This window comes from Allofrancisella inopinata, assembly GCF_012222965.1.
In the GTDB taxonomy this organism is placed as follows: Bacteria; Pseudomonadota; Gammaproteobacteria; order Francisellales; family Francisellaceae; genus Francisella; species Francisella inopinata.
This window is the reverse complement of record NZ_CP038241.1, coordinates 733,043-750,101: the sequence shown is the minus strand read 5'-3', so window position 1 is coordinate 750,101 and position 17,059 is coordinate 733,043. Positions and strand designations below refer to the sequence as shown.

The following is a 17,059-nucleotide window of genomic DNA, read 5'->3' as shown; positions in this document are numbered from 1 at the left end:
GTGTTTTAAATACACCGTTTAATAAAGTAGCTCGCTCAATTTTAACATTACAATCCATGGAGTGATTCCCTATGATGTTTCAAAACGTCACTTCGAGTAAATGTAAGATTGCACACTTCACATACATATGGCCGCTCTCCTGTATGTTTTCGTTTATGTCTAATTAAAACACCTGGTCGAATAGTGTAATAATCACAGCCTTCAAAGTCACACTCATATTTCTCCCCTGTATGTGTCCGCATATGTATCTTTAGTTCATTTGAGGTACTACAACTTTCACCACAATCCTCAAAGTTACATACATATGGTCTTGCTCCTGTATGTATTCGCTGATGTTGTATTAACTGCGTTGAAGTCTTAAAACTTTTACCACAGTCTACATAATTACACTTATATGGCCTCTCTTGTGTGTGTATTCGCTGATGCCTCTTTAGGTGCGATAAATTAATAAAAGCTTTATCACAATAATCACACTTACAGGGTCTTTGTCCTGTATGTATTAATATATGTGTTTGCAAACTGCTTGATTGTTTAAAAGTTTTTTCACAACCTGGAAAAGCACATAAATAAGGTCTTTCTCCTGTATGTGCTCGCATATGAACATTTAAAATCGATGGATAGGGAAAACTTCTACCGCAGCCTGGAAAAGTACAATCATATAGCCCGCTTGTGTGGGTTTGATTCTGCTGATCAAGATCACTTCTGATTTCCTGTTCTAGAGTATAAGGTGATAAATCATAACCCTTCCTTTTTTGACCGACTACATTGTAAGAAGATTGCTTTGATAAGTTTTCAACAGGTGAGGTAAGTTTTTGAGGTTTGTTAATCTTTAAACTACTTTGTTGTATTTTATTCACATTGGGCACACTAACATTATTTTCTACTAGCTGGCCTGCAAAATAATGGTCGCCAGTATAACCTAATGTGATGATATTATGACCATTACCAACCGTTTGCATATTGTTACCGCCTACATATGTTGAGACAATATTAATACTCAAGCCCGGGTAAGCCAATGAGAGTAATTGTGGTGCTAAATCGCCAGCAGAATTATTCCAATTACCCATCTGAATTAGGCTACTTCTAATATTAGCTAAGTTACCCGCATTATATCCAGAATTCCTTAAAGCTTGCTGAAAATTATAACTATCAAAAACTTGTAATAAATCATATCGCATTGCTTGGATTATTGCTTCATCACTAGCTCTATTGATAGGTAATAAATGAGCACTATTATTATCTCTTGCTGCTCTTAATACTGCTCTATAGAAACAATTTCCATCCGATTCTACATCTTTATAATTACTTATTTTATACCACTGGTTATCAGGTGGTCTCCTTGGTGTCTTAGAAGGTGGTTCATATTGTAAAGCTTTAATTAGTAAGTCAATTACTTCCTTGCTAAGGTTTATATTAGATCGGTCTGAAAAAACTTGAGTTTGTTTAAAGTTATAAAATTTATCTATTTCTGGTAAAATATCTTTACTAAATTTAAGCTTATTTTCTCCATTAAACTTACTTCTTACAATCCTGCTTATAATTATAATTTTTGATATATAATTTGTGATGTTCTTTATCTTTTTCTTAAAATATGGACTACTTCTATTAATAATGTTTTTTGATAAAAGAAAATTTAATTCTTGAGCTGTTAATAAATCCTCCCTAAGAGATCTGGCTTTATCTAAAGGGTTTTGGTTATTGATCTTTAAAGTCATTAAATGTAATTGTTTTATAAATTTGACTAATTCATCAAAATCCTGTTTATCCCAAAAAGTTTTGAACAAATTATCAAAAATTTCCTTACCATCGTTGTGATTATATTCTATTATTGTGAGACCACTTTTTGCTCTAGGATTTTGAGAATATTTGTTTGGGTTATTAAACATACTTCCATAATAGCCTAAAGCCTTATCTGTACTTTCAAGTTCAGTTTTATAATTATAGCAAAATACAGATAAAAGAACTCTAGCGTAACCATTAGCAAAAAATCCTGATTTTTTTCCTTCAAACTCTTGTTTCTCTTTATATACTGCATTACTTGAGTAAAGGTATGATATATGAACAAAGTTTTGTTTAGGATGTTTAGGCTTATTATTACCAGAATTACCCCAATTATAGTAACAGTGTAACCCATGATCTATCGGAGTATCGTAAACCAATACTGCTAAAATTAATTTAGTTACTTTACAAACTAATAATAATGCTCCTCCACCGATATCAGGTAAAAATGGTCTTAATAGATTATCTTTTGGATTATCTATTAGAGTAACTAACTCTTCAGGTTGTAATTGTTGTTTACAAGCATCTACACTCAACTTAGGAATTATATACTTATTGTCTCGAAGCAGTTGGTTTTTAGCTGCTATTGCTTTAGCTTCTTTTGCTACAGTTCGGTTTGTTTTACCAAACTTAAGATATCCATACTCTATATAACCAAAGGCAATTTTAAATCCTGTGCTTTCATAAACTAAAGAAACTAGTTTTTCTGACCAAGGTATAGCATAAATATCTGCTTGAATAGTTTCTAAGAAATCTTTAAATCCTTCAGGAACATGTAAATTATATAACATTAGTAATATCCTCTAAATTATTATGATGCATTCTATTGACTTATAATCAGTCTGCTTATCATCACGTTATAAAAACAATACCATATTAAGATTAATTTTAATTATATAGAAATAATATTTTAAGTTAAATAAAAATAATAAATAACTTGAAATTTTTTTGGCAACTCCACTATAATATTGGCCCATTTTATTTAACAAGTTCGTATCTACCCTAACTGGTTCTCATCAGTTAGAGCTTTAATCGTATTTAGCAGAAGCTTCACATTTATTACTAAATTTGGTTCATGAATCGTGTTTATTAGCGTTATCATGTATAATTAAACTTTTATTTCCAAAAACTCATAAACACAAATTCGACAAGGAAAACTATGGAACAAATAGTTGTATGTGCAATGTATAAGTTTGTCACTCTTGAAAATTACAAACTAATGCAGAAACCTATTTTAGATGTGATGGTAAAAAATAATGTCAAGGGAACCCTTTTGTTAGCTAATGAAGGAATAAATGGCACTGTAGCAGGATCGCGTGAAGGAGTAACTGCTCTACTTGATTACTTAAAAACTGATAAACGCTTAGAAGATATCGACTATAAAGAGTCTTATCATGATAAGATGCCTTTTTATCGTTCTAAAGTAAAACTCAAAAAAGAAATTGTAACATTGGGAGTAAGTGACATAAACCCTAACGAAATCTGTGGGAAATATGTCAAACCTAAAGACTGGAACAAACTGATCTCTGATCCAGAAGTAGTATTAGTAGATACACGCAATGAATATGAGATAGAAATTGGTACATTTAAAAATGCTGTAAACCCTCATACAGATAATTTTAGAGAATTTCCAGAATATGTTGATAAAAGTTTAGATCCTAAAAAACATAAAAAAGTAGCCATGTTTTGCACCGGAGGTATTCGTTGCGAAAAATCTACAGCTCTTATGAAAGCCAAAGGTTTTGAGGAGGTTTATCATCTACAAGGTGGTATTCTTAAATACCTAGAGGAAGTACCTCAAGAAGAATCTCTATGGCAAGGTGAATGTTTTGTATTTGACTCAAGAGTTGCAGTAAATCACAATCTTGAAAAAGGTAGTTATGACCAATGCTATGCTTGTCGCATGCCTATAACAGAAGAAGATAAAAAAAGGTCTGAGTATGAAAAAGGCATAAGCTGTCACCACTGTTATGATAAATTAACTGAAAAACAAAAATTACGCTTTACAGAGCGTCAAAAACAATCTCAGCTAGCAGCAGAACATGGCTTTTCTCATGTAGGAGATGAGGCTAAAAAATTAGCAGAGTTGAATAAAACTAAAAAACTAAAAGCAAAAGATAAGGCTCGAAAACAAACAAGTAACTGAATATATCTCTATATAATTTATAAAATTTCAAAATTTAAGACCATAACATTTAAATTGTTTAATATGAGATAGTTTAAGTAAATTATTTATTCTTTACCTAAATCTCTAAGTTTAGAGCCAGAAACTAAGTTACTTTCTATTTTTTCTAAGCTAATTCCTTTTGTCTCTGGTACAAAAAATTTAAGAAATATAATAGAAAGTAAACAAAAACCAGCATATACGATAAATAATAATGGTTTACCCCATTCACCTGCACTCATTATTACATTTGAATTACTTACAACCACATATACAAAAGTCCAGTTTACAATAGTTGTTACTGTTAGACCTACTTCACGAACTCTCTGTGGAAAAATCTCAGAACATAAAGTCCAAGCAACAGGTCCCCAAGAACATGCAAAGCCAAATATATAAACCAAACAAAATACCAGTAGTACATATTTTGGAGCGTTAGAAGTAGTATGGCTTACATCAATTAGATAAAAACTATATGCTGCTATCAATAAAGAGACCATCATAATTATAGCTCCTACCGTTAATAGCTTTTTCCTACCCCATTTTTCTACCCATTTTATCGCTGGAAAAGTAGATAAGAAATTAACAAAGAAGACCATTAGCCCAGCTAATATAATATTTAAACCCGCACCTTCTAAAAATTTAGGTGCATAATAAATCATCATATTGATACCAACAAGTTGTTGAAACATCTGGATAACTATGCCTACAAATAAGATTTTCCAAAAATATTTCTTAGCAATAGCTTCTGCTATCGAAACTTTTTTCTCTCCAAGCTTTTGCTTAATTTCACTAATTTCTAGCTCAACCTCATCTTTTTTTCTGGTTTTAGCTAAAATAACTCTTGCTTCTTCTTCTCTATTTTTCAACATCAACCATCTAGGGCTTTTTGGTAAAAAGAAACAACCAACAAGCATTAAAAATGCAAACAGTGTTATTACACTAAACATCAAAGTAAGAGAAATTTTTGTATGACCTACAAACTCTACGATAATCACGTTTGTAAGGCATATTAAAAATATCCCAAAAGTAATCATAAGTTGAAATAGTGTCGACATAGCTCCTCTTACTTTCGTTGGAGCTGTTTCAGCTAGGTAAAGAGGTGTTGCAAAAGAAGCTAGTCCCACACCAAAACCTAAAGTAAATCTACATGCTGTTAGAATTTCGATAGGTGGCAATAAAGAAGAAACAAGGGCCCCTATCAGAAAAGAAAAACCAGCGACTAGTAAAGTATTTTTCCTTCCTAAATAACGAGTAAAAAAGCCACTACATAGAGTTCCTGCTATCCCACCAAAAGCTAAAATAGCGTTAAAATTACCCTCTTGTATACTTCCATCTGCAATACCATATATATGATTAAGAGTTTTGCCAGCATTAGCAATAAACCCCTGATCTAAACCAAATAGCAAACCACCAAGAGCTGCTACTATGCATATGAAAATAACGATTTTTCTGAATTCTTTTTGACTTTCCATTAGTTAAAGCATTTTTAATACACTGTTACTATAAAATAGATTATTCAGCGAACTAATGCAATTAAAATTTACATCTAGCCGAACATATTTTTTAATGCTGAAATGTTTTGTTTTGAATTCTCTTTGCGAGTTTCTGGACATTCTTTTTCACTACCAACCCAATATAAATCTGTTTCAGGCAACTCTTCTATAAACCTACTTGGAACGGTGACTATTTTTTCACCAAATTTTTTACGATGTTTTGTAAGTGTTATCGTTAAATTTTCTTTTGCTCTAGTTATAGCTACATAAACTAGGCGTCTTTCATCTTCTATAGATTCTTCTTCTATACTTTGCTGATGAGGTAATATACCCTCTTCCATTCCCATTATATAGACTTTTTTAAATTCCAAACCTTTTGAAGCATGCATTGTTATAATCTGAACTTGATCATCGTTTTTTTCTTCGTTATCTCTATCTAAAATGTCTATAAGCAACATTTTATTTAAAACCGAAGATAAGGAATCAAGCCCATTGTATGCCTCATCCTCTAACTGATTAATTATCCACCTTATAACTTCTAATACATTAGCGTACCTAAATTCAGCTTGCTTTTCTGATGAGCTTGAGTCTATTAACCACTGTTTATACGAAATTTTTTCAACAAAATCTCCCAAAATCTTCTTAAGTTCTGTTGTAGAAATACTAGCTACTATTTCTTGCTGAGTAGAGATTATCAAATCTTTAAACTTACTAAGATTTGCTTTAGCATACTCACGTAATTCTACTTTATCTAAGTTATATAACGTATGGAAAAAACTACAATGCTGAAAGCCAGTATATTCACCAAGTTTATGAATAGTTGCACTACCTATTTCTCTTTTTGGGGTATTAATAACACGTAAAAAAGCTCTATCATCATCAGGATTTACAATAAGACGTAGATAAGAAACAATATCTTTAATTTCAGATTTTGAAAAAAATGAAGTACCTCCACTTATAGCATATGGAATCTTATGCATTTGCATATACCTTTCTAATACAAAAGCTTGATAGTTACTACGGATTAATATTGCGTAATCAGAATTTTTTGAGTTTGTTTTTATCCTATCAAAAAAAATATCACTAGCTATAAATTGTGATTCATCCTCATCATTTAGCAAACTTATAACTTTAACCTGATCACCATATCCCTTAGCTGACCAAAGTTTCTTTTCAAAAATATGGCTATTATTTTCTATAAGTTTATTTGCTATATTTAAAATTCTACCAGTAGAACGATAATTTTGCTCTAACTTTATAACTTTTAAATCAGGGAAATCTACTTGTAAGTGGCGTAAATTTTCAGGTCGTGAACCCCTCCAGGCATATATAGACTGATCATCATCACCTACTACTGTAAATTTATTTTTACCTTGCGTAAGATACTTTAATAGCTGATATTGTGATTCATTAGTATCTTGATATTCATCTATTAGTATATATCTAAATTTATCTGCCCATAGTTTTTGTATATGTGAATTAGTTCTAAAAAGCTGAATCGGCTGGAATATTAAATCATCAAAATCAAAAGAGTTATATGACTTCAAGTATTTTTGATACTCTTGATAGATAAACACTGCTTGCTGCTCTAGTTCATTTTTAGGATCAACTTGCTCTGGTGCTAAAAGAGCAGATTTCCAAAATGAAATCTTAGATTGTATCACTCCAGCATTTTGCTTGGGTAGCTGATACTCTTCATATGCTATATCATAAATAAGAGCTAAAGAATCAGCACTATCAAAAAGTGTAAAGCTTTTTTTGTACCCTAAATCAGCATAGTGTTTCTTTAAAACCGATAATCCTAATGAGTGAAAGGTAGATATCATTAAGCCTTTAGATGAATCTTTATTAAGTCTAGCTCTAACTCTTTCTTGCATTTCTTTGGCTGCTTTGTTAGTAAAAGTAACAGCTAAAATACTTTTAGCAGGATATAATAACTGCTCTATAAGGTAAGAAATTTTCTCAATAATAACGCTAGTTTTTCCACTGCCGGCACCAGCTAATACTAATAAAGGTGATCCTATATACTTTACAGCCTGTTGCTGTTGAGGGTTAAGATTATCTAGCATTTTATGATTTTATGGCCATCTTCTAGCTGGTATTCTGACTCTGTAGATTCTTTATGGAAAACTACTAACATATAACACTGGTTATCTAAAAAGACTTTATTTACTATATTTGCTAATGGTTTACTGTTTTGATCTTTTAAATCTAGTTCTTGGATATCAAAACTAGATTTTACAACTACTAGTTCTTTTTTCAACTTAGCTTTATAATGCATTCTAGCTATAATTTCTTGCCCCATATAGCAACCTTTTTTGTAGGATACTACATTTTCTAAACTATCTAACTCTAGCTCCGCAGGGAGAAATTTTTCAGTATTTTTTTCATCAATAATAGCTAGTTTATTTAGGATATTTTGTTGTTGGACTTTTTCAAAACTAATATTAGACTCTAAACTACCTGTGGGTAAAATCTCATGCTTTAAAAATCCATTATCAGTAAAAAATAAAGCATATTGAGCGTTTATAGAAAAGCTAACTTTAGAAAACATACCATACTTTTTAAGCCACGATTGCAATATACCTAAAATACCATCTTCTACAGAAAGCAAGAATTTATCATCAGATATATACTTAATAAAACTTAATGAAATTACTCTACCTTTGAGGTTCGCAAACGCTGTAAGCAAAAGATTGTTATTTGATGATAATAGATTTAAATCAGCAGTTACAAGACCTTGAAGAAACTTTTTAGTATCTACACCTTGCACTTCTAATATTTTAAAATTTTGGTATTGATAAACACTCATAAGTATATGTAACCTTTATTAGTCTAGATTTAACAATTTTCTTAACCGTAGCTAACCAATTAATAATTTATCACCAATGAATATTGTTTAAAATATCTATAATATGTCATCATGCTCATAAAGACAGACATCGCTTTGTGTTAAACTCCACCTACGTGGGAATGACATATTAGTTTTATGGTAAATTAGCTATAACAAATTTTATATATTTAAGATAAACATGTAAAGCTTAGTTAAATCAATTAACAAAGCATATTTTAAATGATTTCAGATAATAGTTTTATATTTTTAAGCGTCTAATTCGATAGTTAGCTATTATTATAGAAGAAATAATCACCAGCATACCTATCATCTGTATAATGGTAATTTTTTCATTAAGGAATAATACTGCTAAAATTAAAGTAAATATAGGCATCAATGCGGTTAACATCCCTGTAGTTGGTGCTTGAAGATATTCACTCCCTTTACTCCAACATAAATAAAAAAGTCCTGATGCAACACCTAAAATCAATAGCATAACCCAATCAAACATACTTAACATTTTAATAAACCCAAAATCCACCCATAGCAACATCGGTAGTACAAAGATTGCATTTATGACATTAATAATAATCGAGCCTATTAATGGATTAATAGGAATCCTTATCACTTTAATCAATACGTAATAGCCTGTCTCTGGTAACATAGCAATAAGAATAAGTAAGTTACCCAACCAGCTTATACTATTAACGCTTGTACTAGCGTGAGAATACTGTAAATTAACCATAATTAAACCTATAATTGCCGCTACAACACATATCCACTGTTTCAATGTTATAGATATTTTTAGTAGTAACCACATAGCTAAAATCACCATTGCAGGCAAAGTACTTGTGATAATGCCCGCCATAGTTGCAGAAGTATAATGAATCCCTGAAAGCATTAACAAATTAAATAATGCTCCACCACATAAACCTTGAGCAACTAATACCCACCATGCTTTTCGAGGCATTGACTTAAGAGCCAAGACTTGTGGGGTTTTGCCACTAATCATTAAAATTATTAGAAGCGATATAGCGCCGATAATGAAACGCATCTCTAGCAAAAAAATTAAAGGGACATGTTCTACTAAATATTTTGATCCAGTGATATTTATGCCTGTAACAAACTGAGCTACTAAAATACAACATAAACCAAATATAACCAATGCTCTGGAGTCTTGTTCCATGTTAATAACCTTAAAATTTTAGGCTCAAAATAAACTTTAATTATGACAGACAAAAGCTATAAAACGCAATTGGATTTTTTCATTAAAATCTAGCTTTACTTAGTATCAGGTCGAATAAATTTTCTAATAAATGTATTAACAATACTTATCCATAATGGACTAAATAGCAATGATAATGAAACCAAAGTTATACTCATTTGATATGTAGTATTATCTAAGATGTTTAGCACATACCCCATTGTTATAAGTACAAAACTAAACTCTCCTATTTGTGAAAGCATCGCCCCACCCATTAGAGCTTCTTCCACTCGCTGACGCAATGCTCTAAATATAAGTGTATTGACAATAGTATTAATTACAAAAATTAATATTAAAAAAATAATAAACACAGATAAATAGTTTAATACTAATTTTAAATTAATAAGCATACCTATGGAAATAAAAAATAAAGCCATGAAGATAGTTTTTACTGTAGCTAAGCTATTACCGACCCACTCTGTTTCTTCTACTGTAGCTACAATCATTCCTCCTACAAAAGCCCCTAAAGCTGAAGAAAGACCTAATTCACCTGTTAAAGATGCCATCCCAAAACATATTATCAATGCAGCAAAAACCTTCATCTCATCATCTTTACCAAGAGCTGGTATAAAAGGCAATTTGATACTTTTCTTAATAGCCATAATAGCTGCGATAATAATAACTAAAGTACCACCTACAATTTGTAAAACAATCTGACTATAAGATGGAGCCTCACCTCCTAAAAAACCTATAATAATAAGCATAGGTACAACCGCTAAATCTTGTACAAGTAGTACTCCTAATACATTTTGGCCTAACCGAGTCCTCATACTACCGCTGTCATGTAATAATTTTAAAACTACAGCTGTACTACTTAAACTTACAACAGATCCAAAAAGCACTATCTTAGCTAAAGACCATTCTAAAGCTACTCCAACTAATGAAACTAGCAGAGTTGTTATAATAATTTGTAGCATAGTCCCTATAACTGGGACTTGCCAGTTTTCAGCAAACTTACGTGGTGAAATCTCCATACCTGCAAAAAATAATAATAAAATTACTCCTATTTCTCCTAATCTAGCAAGATTATGATTATCTTCTATAAGATTTATGCCATATGGACCTAACAGTATTCCTGTTAGTAAATACGCTACAACATATGGTTGTTTAAGCTTTTTTATAATCATCGTAAGTACTAGTATCCCTAGCATTACAAATACAAATAATGAAATCAAAGGTTCTGTATGCATCTTATATATCTTTTAAAATTGTATCTTTATATTAACCATTGCTCTACAGTTTTTACGCTTGCTAGCCTATTTATATTATTAATAGATGCTACATGCGCAGCTTCACTATAAGTTGTACACGCATCCTCTAAAACAGTTACATTATAATCTCTATCATGAGCTTCTCGGGCGGTTAGTTCTACAGCCATATCTGTTGATACTCCCATAATTACAACATCTTTAAAATCATTTGCTTTTAAAACACATTCTAAATCTGTGTTATAAAAAGCACTTATTCGGTGTTTAATTACGATATGATCACTAGCTTTAACATCTATTTGATCATAAATTTCTGTTCCCCATTTCCCTAGCTCTAAAGCATTAAATTTCTTAGCGTTACTAAAAATTGGTGAGTTTTCTGGACACTCTATATAATTAGCTGAAAATCCAACCTTCACATGTATAACTTGAATATCATTTGCACGTGCCTTGCTTATAGCCAAATTTGCATTTCCAACGACGTCATTTTTGACTAAGTTAGGTATAAACTTAGCTGCTAGCTTTCCTTCTGGATGTACAATTTCATTAATAAAATCAATTGAGAGTAAAACTTTTTTTGTCATTTTATAACCTAACCTATACTTATAGTTAAATAACTTACTTAGCTATATTATACAAAACCATTATTTGTTAAACCAATAAAAGCTACCTCTAATGACAATAAATTAGATTACTCGCCTATATCCTCATTCCAAAGACTAGGACTATCTTTGATAAACTTGTGCATTATCTCAATACATTGGGCATCATTTACAACCGTAATGTTTATATCATTAGCTTTTAGAAGTTCTTCTTGCCCCATAAAATTAATGTTTTCACCAATCACTACATTTTTAATACCATAAAGTAATATAGCTCCTGTACACATCGCACACGGTGACAAAGTAGTATATAGGGTAGCCTTTTGGTAATCAGCTGCTTTTAACCTTCCAGCCTTTTCTAAACAATCCATTTCTGCGTGGAGTATAGGGCTATCTTTTTGGATTCTTTGATTGTGTCCAGCTCCAATAATTTTATTATCAATTACTAACACCGCACCTATTGGTATACCACCTTCTGTTAGTCCTTTTTTAGCTTGTTCAAAGGCTTGCTGTAAATATTTATCCATTTCTTAGTAAAACTTTAGATTATTTAGATAAAGCTTATAATACTCTAATATAATCGAACAGCTTTATTTTCAATCTGTCAGTAAAATATTCTATAAAAGGGCTATTGCTGCTAACAATTACCTCCAGCTGTGTCTTATATGAGCCCTAACTGGACTAAGCCATGAAACACACCATCATGATAATTCGCTTTTGTTATTAAAGTTGCCTTTTCTTTTAACTGCTTAGTGGCATTTTCCATTGCTATAGCAACATCCACCCTATCAAACATTTCTAAATCATTATTGCCATCACCAAAAGCATAAGTTTCATAATCTTGTAAGTTAAGATATTCAACCATTTTATCTATACCATCAGCTTTAGTATGACCTGCCAAATAACAATCAACATAGCCATGTTCAATGTGCGGTGCTGTAACATAATCATCACCTAAGGTGTGTTGTAATGCTACAACATCAACATCCCTACCTAACACTAGAGCATTATAAATTGTTACATTTTGTAAGTTGTGAGCTTTTATAATCTTATCTTTATTAACAATAACTTTATTATAAAAATATTTCAAGTCTTCTGACTCTAGATCATCTACGTAAGCAAAGTCACCTTCAAAAAGCCAATTATGATTATGTTTTTCGCAAAATTTAAGCACACAAGTTATAGCTTCTTGAGGAAAAAGCTTTTCATAGACTAATTTATCACCAACTCGTATTACAGAACCATTTGCAGTAATATAGCCATCCATTGGTAAATCATAAACTCTAGGTGGAACAAAATTTGGTGTCCTTCCTGTAGCTATAAAAGTTTTAAAACCTTGGGCTCTAAGCTTTTTAATAGCTTGAATATTTTTATCAGAAACAAAAAGTTGGCCTTTATTTTCGTAGACCAACGTACCATCAATATCAAAAAAGAATGCTTTTTTCATTTTTCTCCTTAGTAAATAAACATCGCATCGCCATAACTATAGAAACGATATTTTTTATCTATAGCATGTTTATACGCTTTTATTATATTTTCTTTTCCTGCAAATGCACTTACTAACATTATTAAAGTCGATTTTGGTAAATGAAAATTAGTAATCATTGCATCAACTACATTAAATTTTTTGCCAGGATATAAAAATATATCTGTCTCACCTTGATAAGCTTGTATTTGCCCACTTTGTCCTGCTGTTTCTAATGAACGGACAGAAGTAGTTCCTATAGCTATCACCCTACCACCATTTGCTTTTGTTTGACGGATCTTTTGGCAAACATCTTCTGGTACAGATATAACTTCTGAATGCATTTTATGGCTCTCTACATCATCAACCTGTACAGGTTTAAAAGTACCAGAACCAACATGTAAAGTTATATAAGCTGTACCAACTTCCTTATTTTTTATCTGTTGCATTAATTCTTCTGAAAAATGCAAACCTGCTGTGGGTGCTGCTACGGAGCCCAAATCTTTTGCATAAACTGTTTGGTAACGCTCAGCATCAAATTCTTCATCTTCTCGCTTCATATACGGAGGTAGTGGAATATGCCCAAACTCCTCCATTAGTTGATAAATGTTCTTTTCACCTTGCAACTCAAGAAGATACACTCCACCATCTTTATCTAAAACTTTAGCTAATGTGTCTTGAACATATATTTCACTACCAATATTTGGTGAGCGATTTGCTTTGATATGAGTTTCAAAAACTTTTGGTGTTTTGATTTTTTCTACCAAAAACTCAAGCTTTGCACCTGTAGTTTTTTTACCGTAAAGGCGAGCTAACATTACTTTACTATTATTAAAAACTAGTAAATCTTTTGGGTTTATAAAATCGATAAAATCTTTAAATTTATAATCTTTGATATTGCCAGTCTCTTTACTTAACTTTAAAAGTCTACTTTCATCACGCTTATCCAATGGATAACTAGCTATTTGTTCCTCTGGTAATTTATAATCAAAATCATCTGTTTTCATTTTTATCTCTTTTTATAAAACTTATATTTGTAAAATTCCCCTCTTAAGAGGAGCATCTTGCTAAGCAAAAGGAGTAGAGTATGGTAACTACTAACTACAAAGCCTGTTTTACAATAATTCTTTTTATAAAACTATTTTTATCAACAAACTTTAATCCAAGCCTACGTATTTTCTTAAGGTACTTATTATCACTACCAAATACCTCTTTAAAAGTTTTCATTAAAGTAATCATTTTAGTATTATCAAGTTTTCTATCACGTTGATATTTGTCTAAAGTTGATTCAGCCCCCAATAATCTACCTTTTGCAAAACTCTCACTTAGAACATTAGTCAAAGAAATAACATCCTTAAAACCAAGATTCACACCTTGTCCAGCAAGTGGATGAATACTATGAGCAGCATCCCCTACCAATACAACTTTATCTTGAATATAACTTTTGGCATGGCGTTGCAGCAATTCAAAGCTAAATCTTTTTGATAATAATTTAGTATCACCCAATATGTTTCCAATCGCTAAAGCTAAAGCTTTTTCAAATTCTTGCTCTTTCAAACCCATTAAATAATTAGCGTAATCTGTCTTAACTGACCAAACAATTGAAGCTTTATTTTTATCCTCCAAAGGTAAAAAAGCTAATACACCTTTATCATAAAACCTTTGGTATGCTGTTTGGTTATGTTCCTTTTCGATCTCTAAGGTAGCCACTATAGATATGTGATCATACGGTTTGACCTTTGTTTCAAAATTAAAATAATCTCGAACAAATGAGTTAGCTCCATCAGCTCCAACGATTAAGCTAGTTTCGATTGAAAAGCTCTCCTTAAAGTCATCCTGAACTCGTTTTAGGATCTCACGTTTATTAGAACTAACAAAATTAGATTCCGGATTAAGCTCCGGAATGACAGATTGTAAGAAAAGCTTTTCAGTATTATCATTTCTTTGAATTTCTTTAATTTTTTGATTATCAAATATTTCAATACCCGTGTGGCTAATTTTTTCCAATAAAGCTGTTATTATAACATCATTTTCTACTATACATCCTAAACTATGTTCTGATATTTCCTCTGCTGTAATAGTAATTTTTTCTTCAAGATCATCATCCCATACCTGCATTTGGTAATATGGTGAAACCCTATAAGATCTAATAATATTCCATACATCTAGCTCTTTTAAAAATCTCTTTGATGTATGGTTTATAGCACTAACTCTAGTTTCTATTCTGTTTTGGTCTAGTACTTTACTGCTAATGCTTTTAGCTTCTATTATTGCCACTTGTAAACCCTTTTTATGTAAAGCTAAGGCTAAACTTAGCCCTACCATACCAGCGCCCACAATCACAACGTCTTTTTGCAATATCATCACTCAACAACCTTTCTCATAAGAGTTGAACCCTTGCTAAGTTTACCCATCATTACACGAGATAGAGCTTTTTTGGCTAACTTACTACGCTGTAGTAGATGTAATCCAATATTTCTACTTGCAGCTAATTTCGGATCATCTGACACAAACCAGCGAATAAATCCATGTATTATATAAATAGTTCTATCGTGATCTGGTTTTCTCACTTTAGCAAATTCTGCTAACTTTTGATTTAAAGTTTGTTCTGAAAAATCATTATTCAGCAAGTCGTATAAAAACCCGATATCACGAATACTTAAATTTAAACCCTGACCTGAGACTGGATGTAAAAAATGTAAAGCATTCCCAAAAAATAAAACATTTTGTTTATACATTTCTTCAGATTGCATAAGATATAGTGGGAATACAGCAGGTTTAGAAACCAGTTTTAGTTGCCCTAATCTATAACCAAACCTACCTTGGATAAGCTTTTCAAATTCTTTAACATCAAGGTTTAATTTTGATTTTGACTGACTTCTATCTACTGTCCAAACACAACCCATAATGTTATCAGTTTTTGGCAAAACTGCTAATACTCCATCACTCATAAATCTTTCAAAAGCTGTGTTTTTATGCTCAAGCTCTGTTTGGATATCAAAAACTATAGCATCTTGCTCATAATCAGTAGTTTTAGCCGCAACGTCCAGCATTTTGCGAATACTTGAATTTGCACCGTCACAAGCAATTATAAGTTTAGCTTGTATTACTTCCTGGTGAGAACTGTTTTTATGCTTAACTGCTAAAGAATAACTTTGATCCTGGTTTTCAAGACCTTCGACATTAGTGGCAAAAGATTTTGTAATATTAGGATTATTAGCAACGGCTTCTAAAGCTACTCTAAGTAATTCTTGCATTGGAGCAATAGTACCTAAGAATGGTAAATTCTCATCTTTTGCAAATATTTCTGCTCTACCATATTTACCTTTATCTGAAATGTGTACTTTTTGAATAGGCTGTGTACTACTTGTAATTTTATCCCATATTTCTAAGGTATTTAAAAATGCTATTGACGAATATGAGAGAGCTAAACTTCTATTATCATTTTTTACTTCTAGTTCATCTTTTTCTATATGGATAATGTTAAGCTTCGCTTTAGCTAGAGCCAAAGATGTTAATAAACCAACAACACCTCCTCCTACTATTGCTATATCATATTTACTAGCCATAAAATTTCTAAACCTTTTCACTATCTATTAGAAGCACAGCTACACGTGTGTATTCTAATAATTCCAAAAAATCGCTTTCGCTAGTATCATTATCTTCTAAACTACTATAATCCATATATGATATTTGCATAAGGTCATGAATAGCCTCTTTTACCTCTTTACTTTCAGCGTTTTCGTAATCTAATCCAAATAAGCCCACTCCTGATAAAAAGCCCTTAATCCAATGACTAAGGCCTTCAGCACGGTAGCTAAGAGACTCCTCGTCCCCTGGAATAAATAAGTCAAAACTTAAGCCTTTTTCATCAAACTGATTTTTTGTAAAATCATATAGTTCTTTCATAGTTTGTAGAGCAGATGCTGCTATAACATCTCCTTGTTCAAGTGACTTAGTCATCAGTGAGTCAGACCAAGCTGTAAACTTGACTTCTGCACCAAAACTAAATAAAGCGCACAATAATCCATGAGCTTCTGAAGCACTTGGCAAAGCTTGCATAACTTTCAAAGCTTCATTTATATCTTCAAAATTAGGTTTTTTATTTTTTTGCATAAAAGAATATTTATCATTTTATATTTATTGCCAAATATTCTACTTCATATGGCAGCTTAGTTATAGATGTTTTTTGAAAATGTAGATATAGTTAAGTTAAACAATTTGTACAAAAAATTTTTGTTATAACTAATG

At 31.5% G+C, this 17,059-nt stretch carries 14 protein-coding genes; 1 reads left to right on the top strand and 13 read right to left on the bottom strand.

Features of this window, described 5'->3' with window-relative positions; genetic code table 11:
- Positions 1–47 precede the first annotated feature (47 nt).
- Positions 48–2,570, bottom strand: coding sequence for a C2H2-type zinc finger protein (locus E4K63_RS03445; RefSeq protein WP_179965686.1), 2,523 nt, complete (start codon positions 2,568–2,570; stop codon positions 48–50).
- Positions 2,571–2,938: 368 nt separating this feature from the next.
- Between E4K63_RS03445 and trhO the strand changes: the two genes are divergently transcribed.
- Positions 2,939–3,925: an oxygen-dependent tRNA uridine(34) hydroxylase TrhO gene (gene trhO, locus E4K63_RS03440; protein ID WP_133940597.1), complete on the top strand. Its 987-nt coding sequence runs from the start codon at positions 2,939–2,941 to the stop codon at positions 3,923–3,925.
- 86 nt (positions 3,926–4,011) lie between these two features.
- Here trhO and E4K63_RS03435 read toward each other — a convergent pair whose 3' ends face one another.
- The 12 genes from E4K63_RS03435 to E4K63_RS03380 all read right to left on the bottom strand — a co-directional run bounded on the left by E4K63_RS03435 (position 4,012) and on the right by E4K63_RS03380 (position 16,924).
- Positions 4,012–5,415 carry a sugar porter family MFS transporter gene (locus tag E4K63_RS03435; RefSeq protein WP_133940595.1) on the bottom strand — a complete coding sequence of 468 codons (1,404 nt, stop codon included), beginning with the start codon at positions 5,413–5,415 and terminating at the stop codon, positions 4,012–4,014.
- 74 nt (positions 5,416–5,489) lie between these two features.
- Complete coding sequence (locus E4K63_RS03430; protein WP_133940593.1) at positions 5,490–7,505, bottom strand: UvrD-helicase domain-containing protein; 2,016 nt, start codon at positions 7,503–7,505, stop codon at positions 5,490–5,492.
- Entirely contained in the window at positions 7,499–8,248 is a 750-nt protein-coding gene (gene ygfZ / locus E4K63_RS03425) for a CAF17-like 4Fe-4S cluster assembly/insertion protein YgfZ (RefSeq protein ID WP_133940592.1), read from the bottom strand. The genes E4K63_RS03430 and ygfZ overlap by 7 nt, the downstream gene beginning before the upstream one ends.
- A gap of 280 nt (positions 8,249–8,528) precedes the next feature.
- Positions 8,529–9,455, bottom strand: coding sequence for a DMT family transporter (locus E4K63_RS03420; protein ID WP_133940590.1), 927 nt, complete (start codon positions 9,453–9,455; stop codon positions 8,529–8,531).
- A 95-nt stretch (positions 9,456–9,550) separates the two neighbouring features.
- A complete protein-coding gene (locus E4K63_RS03415; protein ID WP_133940588.1) occupies positions 9,551–10,723 on the bottom strand; it encodes a cation:proton antiporter in 1,173 nt (390 codons plus the stop codon).
- 26 nt (positions 10,724–10,749) lie between these two features.
- Positions 10,750–11,325: a cysteine hydrolase family protein gene (locus E4K63_RS03410; RefSeq protein WP_133940587.1), complete on the bottom strand. Its 576-nt coding sequence runs from the start codon at positions 11,323–11,325 to the stop codon at positions 10,750–10,752.
- 107 nt (positions 11,326–11,432) lie between these two features.
- Positions 11,433–11,870 carry a nucleoside deaminase gene (locus E4K63_RS03405; protein ID WP_133940585.1) on the bottom strand — a complete coding sequence of 146 codons (438 nt, stop codon included), beginning with the start codon at positions 11,868–11,870 and terminating at the stop codon, positions 11,433–11,435.
- A 134-nt stretch (positions 11,871–12,004) separates the two neighbouring features.
- Positions 12,005–12,790 (bottom strand): Cof-type HAD-IIB family hydrolase, encoded by a 786-nt coding sequence (locus E4K63_RS03400; protein ID WP_133940583.1) that lies wholly within the window; start codon positions 12,788–12,790, stop codon positions 12,005–12,007.
- 8 nt (positions 12,791–12,798) lie between these two features.
- Positions 12,799–13,815, bottom strand: a complete 1,017-nt coding sequence (gene queA / locus E4K63_RS03395) for a tRNA preQ1(34) S-adenosylmethionine ribosyltransferase-isomerase QueA (RefSeq protein ID WP_133940581.1) — start codon at positions 13,813–13,815, stop codon at positions 12,799–12,801.
- A 94-nt stretch (positions 13,816–13,909) separates the two neighbouring features.
- A complete protein-coding gene (locus E4K63_RS03390; protein WP_133940579.1) occupies positions 13,910–15,172 on the bottom strand; it encodes a UbiH/UbiF/VisC/COQ6 family ubiquinone biosynthesis hydroxylase in 1,263 nt (420 codons plus the stop codon).
- Entirely contained in the window at positions 15,172–16,377 is a 1,206-nt protein-coding gene (locus E4K63_RS03385) for an FAD-dependent monooxygenase (protein ID WP_133940577.1), read from the bottom strand. Before E4K63_RS03385 ends, E4K63_RS03390 begins: the two co-directional genes overlap by 1 nt.
- A gap of 7 nt (positions 16,378–16,384) precedes the next feature.
- Positions 16,385–16,924, bottom strand: coding sequence for a UPF0149 family protein (locus tag E4K63_RS03380; RefSeq protein ID WP_133940575.1), 540 nt, complete (start codon positions 16,922–16,924; stop codon positions 16,385–16,387).
- Positions 16,925–17,059: the final 135 nt, after the last annotated feature.

Coding starts and splice junctions, on each gene's coding strand:
- E4K63_RS03405 (WP_133940585.1), bottom strand. CDS start 11,870: ATGGATAAATATTTACAGCAAGCCTTTGAACAAGCTAAAAAAGGACTA.
- queA (WP_133940581.1), bottom strand. CDS start 13,815: ATGAAAACAGATGATTTTGATTATAAATTACCAGAGGAACAAATAGCT.
- E4K63_RS03430 (WP_133940593.1), bottom strand. CDS start 7,505: ATGCTAGATAATCTTAACCCTCAACAGCAACAGGCTGTAAAGTATATA.
- trhO (WP_133940597.1), top strand. CDS start 2,939: ATGGAACAAATAGTTGTATGTGCAATGTATAAGTTTGTCACTCTTGAA.
- E4K63_RS03390 (WP_133940579.1), bottom strand. CDS start 15,172: ATGATATTGCAAAAAGACGTTGTGATTGTGGGCGCTGGTATGGTAGGG.
- E4K63_RS03445 (WP_179965686.1), bottom strand. CDS start 2,570: ATGTTATATAATTTACATGTTCCTGAAGGATTTAAAGATTTCTTAGAA.
- E4K63_RS03380 (WP_133940575.1), bottom strand. CDS start 16,924: ATGCAAAAAAATAAAAAACCTAATTTTGAAGATATAAATGAAGCTTTG.
- E4K63_RS03420 (WP_133940590.1), bottom strand. CDS start 9,455: ATGGAACAAGACTCCAGAGCATTGGTTATATTTGGTTTATGTTGTATT.
- E4K63_RS03400 (WP_133940583.1), bottom strand. CDS start 12,790: ATGAAAAAAGCATTCTTTTTTGATATTGATGGTACGTTGGTCTACGAA.
- E4K63_RS03435 (WP_133940595.1), bottom strand. CDS start 5,415: ATGGAAAGTCAAAAAGAATTCAGAAAAATCGTTATTTTCATATGCATA.
- E4K63_RS03410 (WP_133940587.1), bottom strand. CDS start 11,325: ATGACAAAAAAAGTTTTACTCTCAATTGATTTTATTAATGAAATTGTA.
- E4K63_RS03385 (WP_133940577.1), bottom strand. CDS start 16,377: ATGGCTAGTAAATATGATATAGCAATAGTAGGAGGAGGTGTTGTTGGT.
- ygfZ (WP_133940592.1), bottom strand. CDS start 8,248: ATGAGTGTTTATCAATACCAAAATTTTAAAATATTAGAAGTGCAAGGT.
- E4K63_RS03415 (WP_133940588.1), bottom strand. CDS start 10,723: ATGCATACAGAACCTTTGATTTCATTATTTGTATTTGTAATGCTAGGG.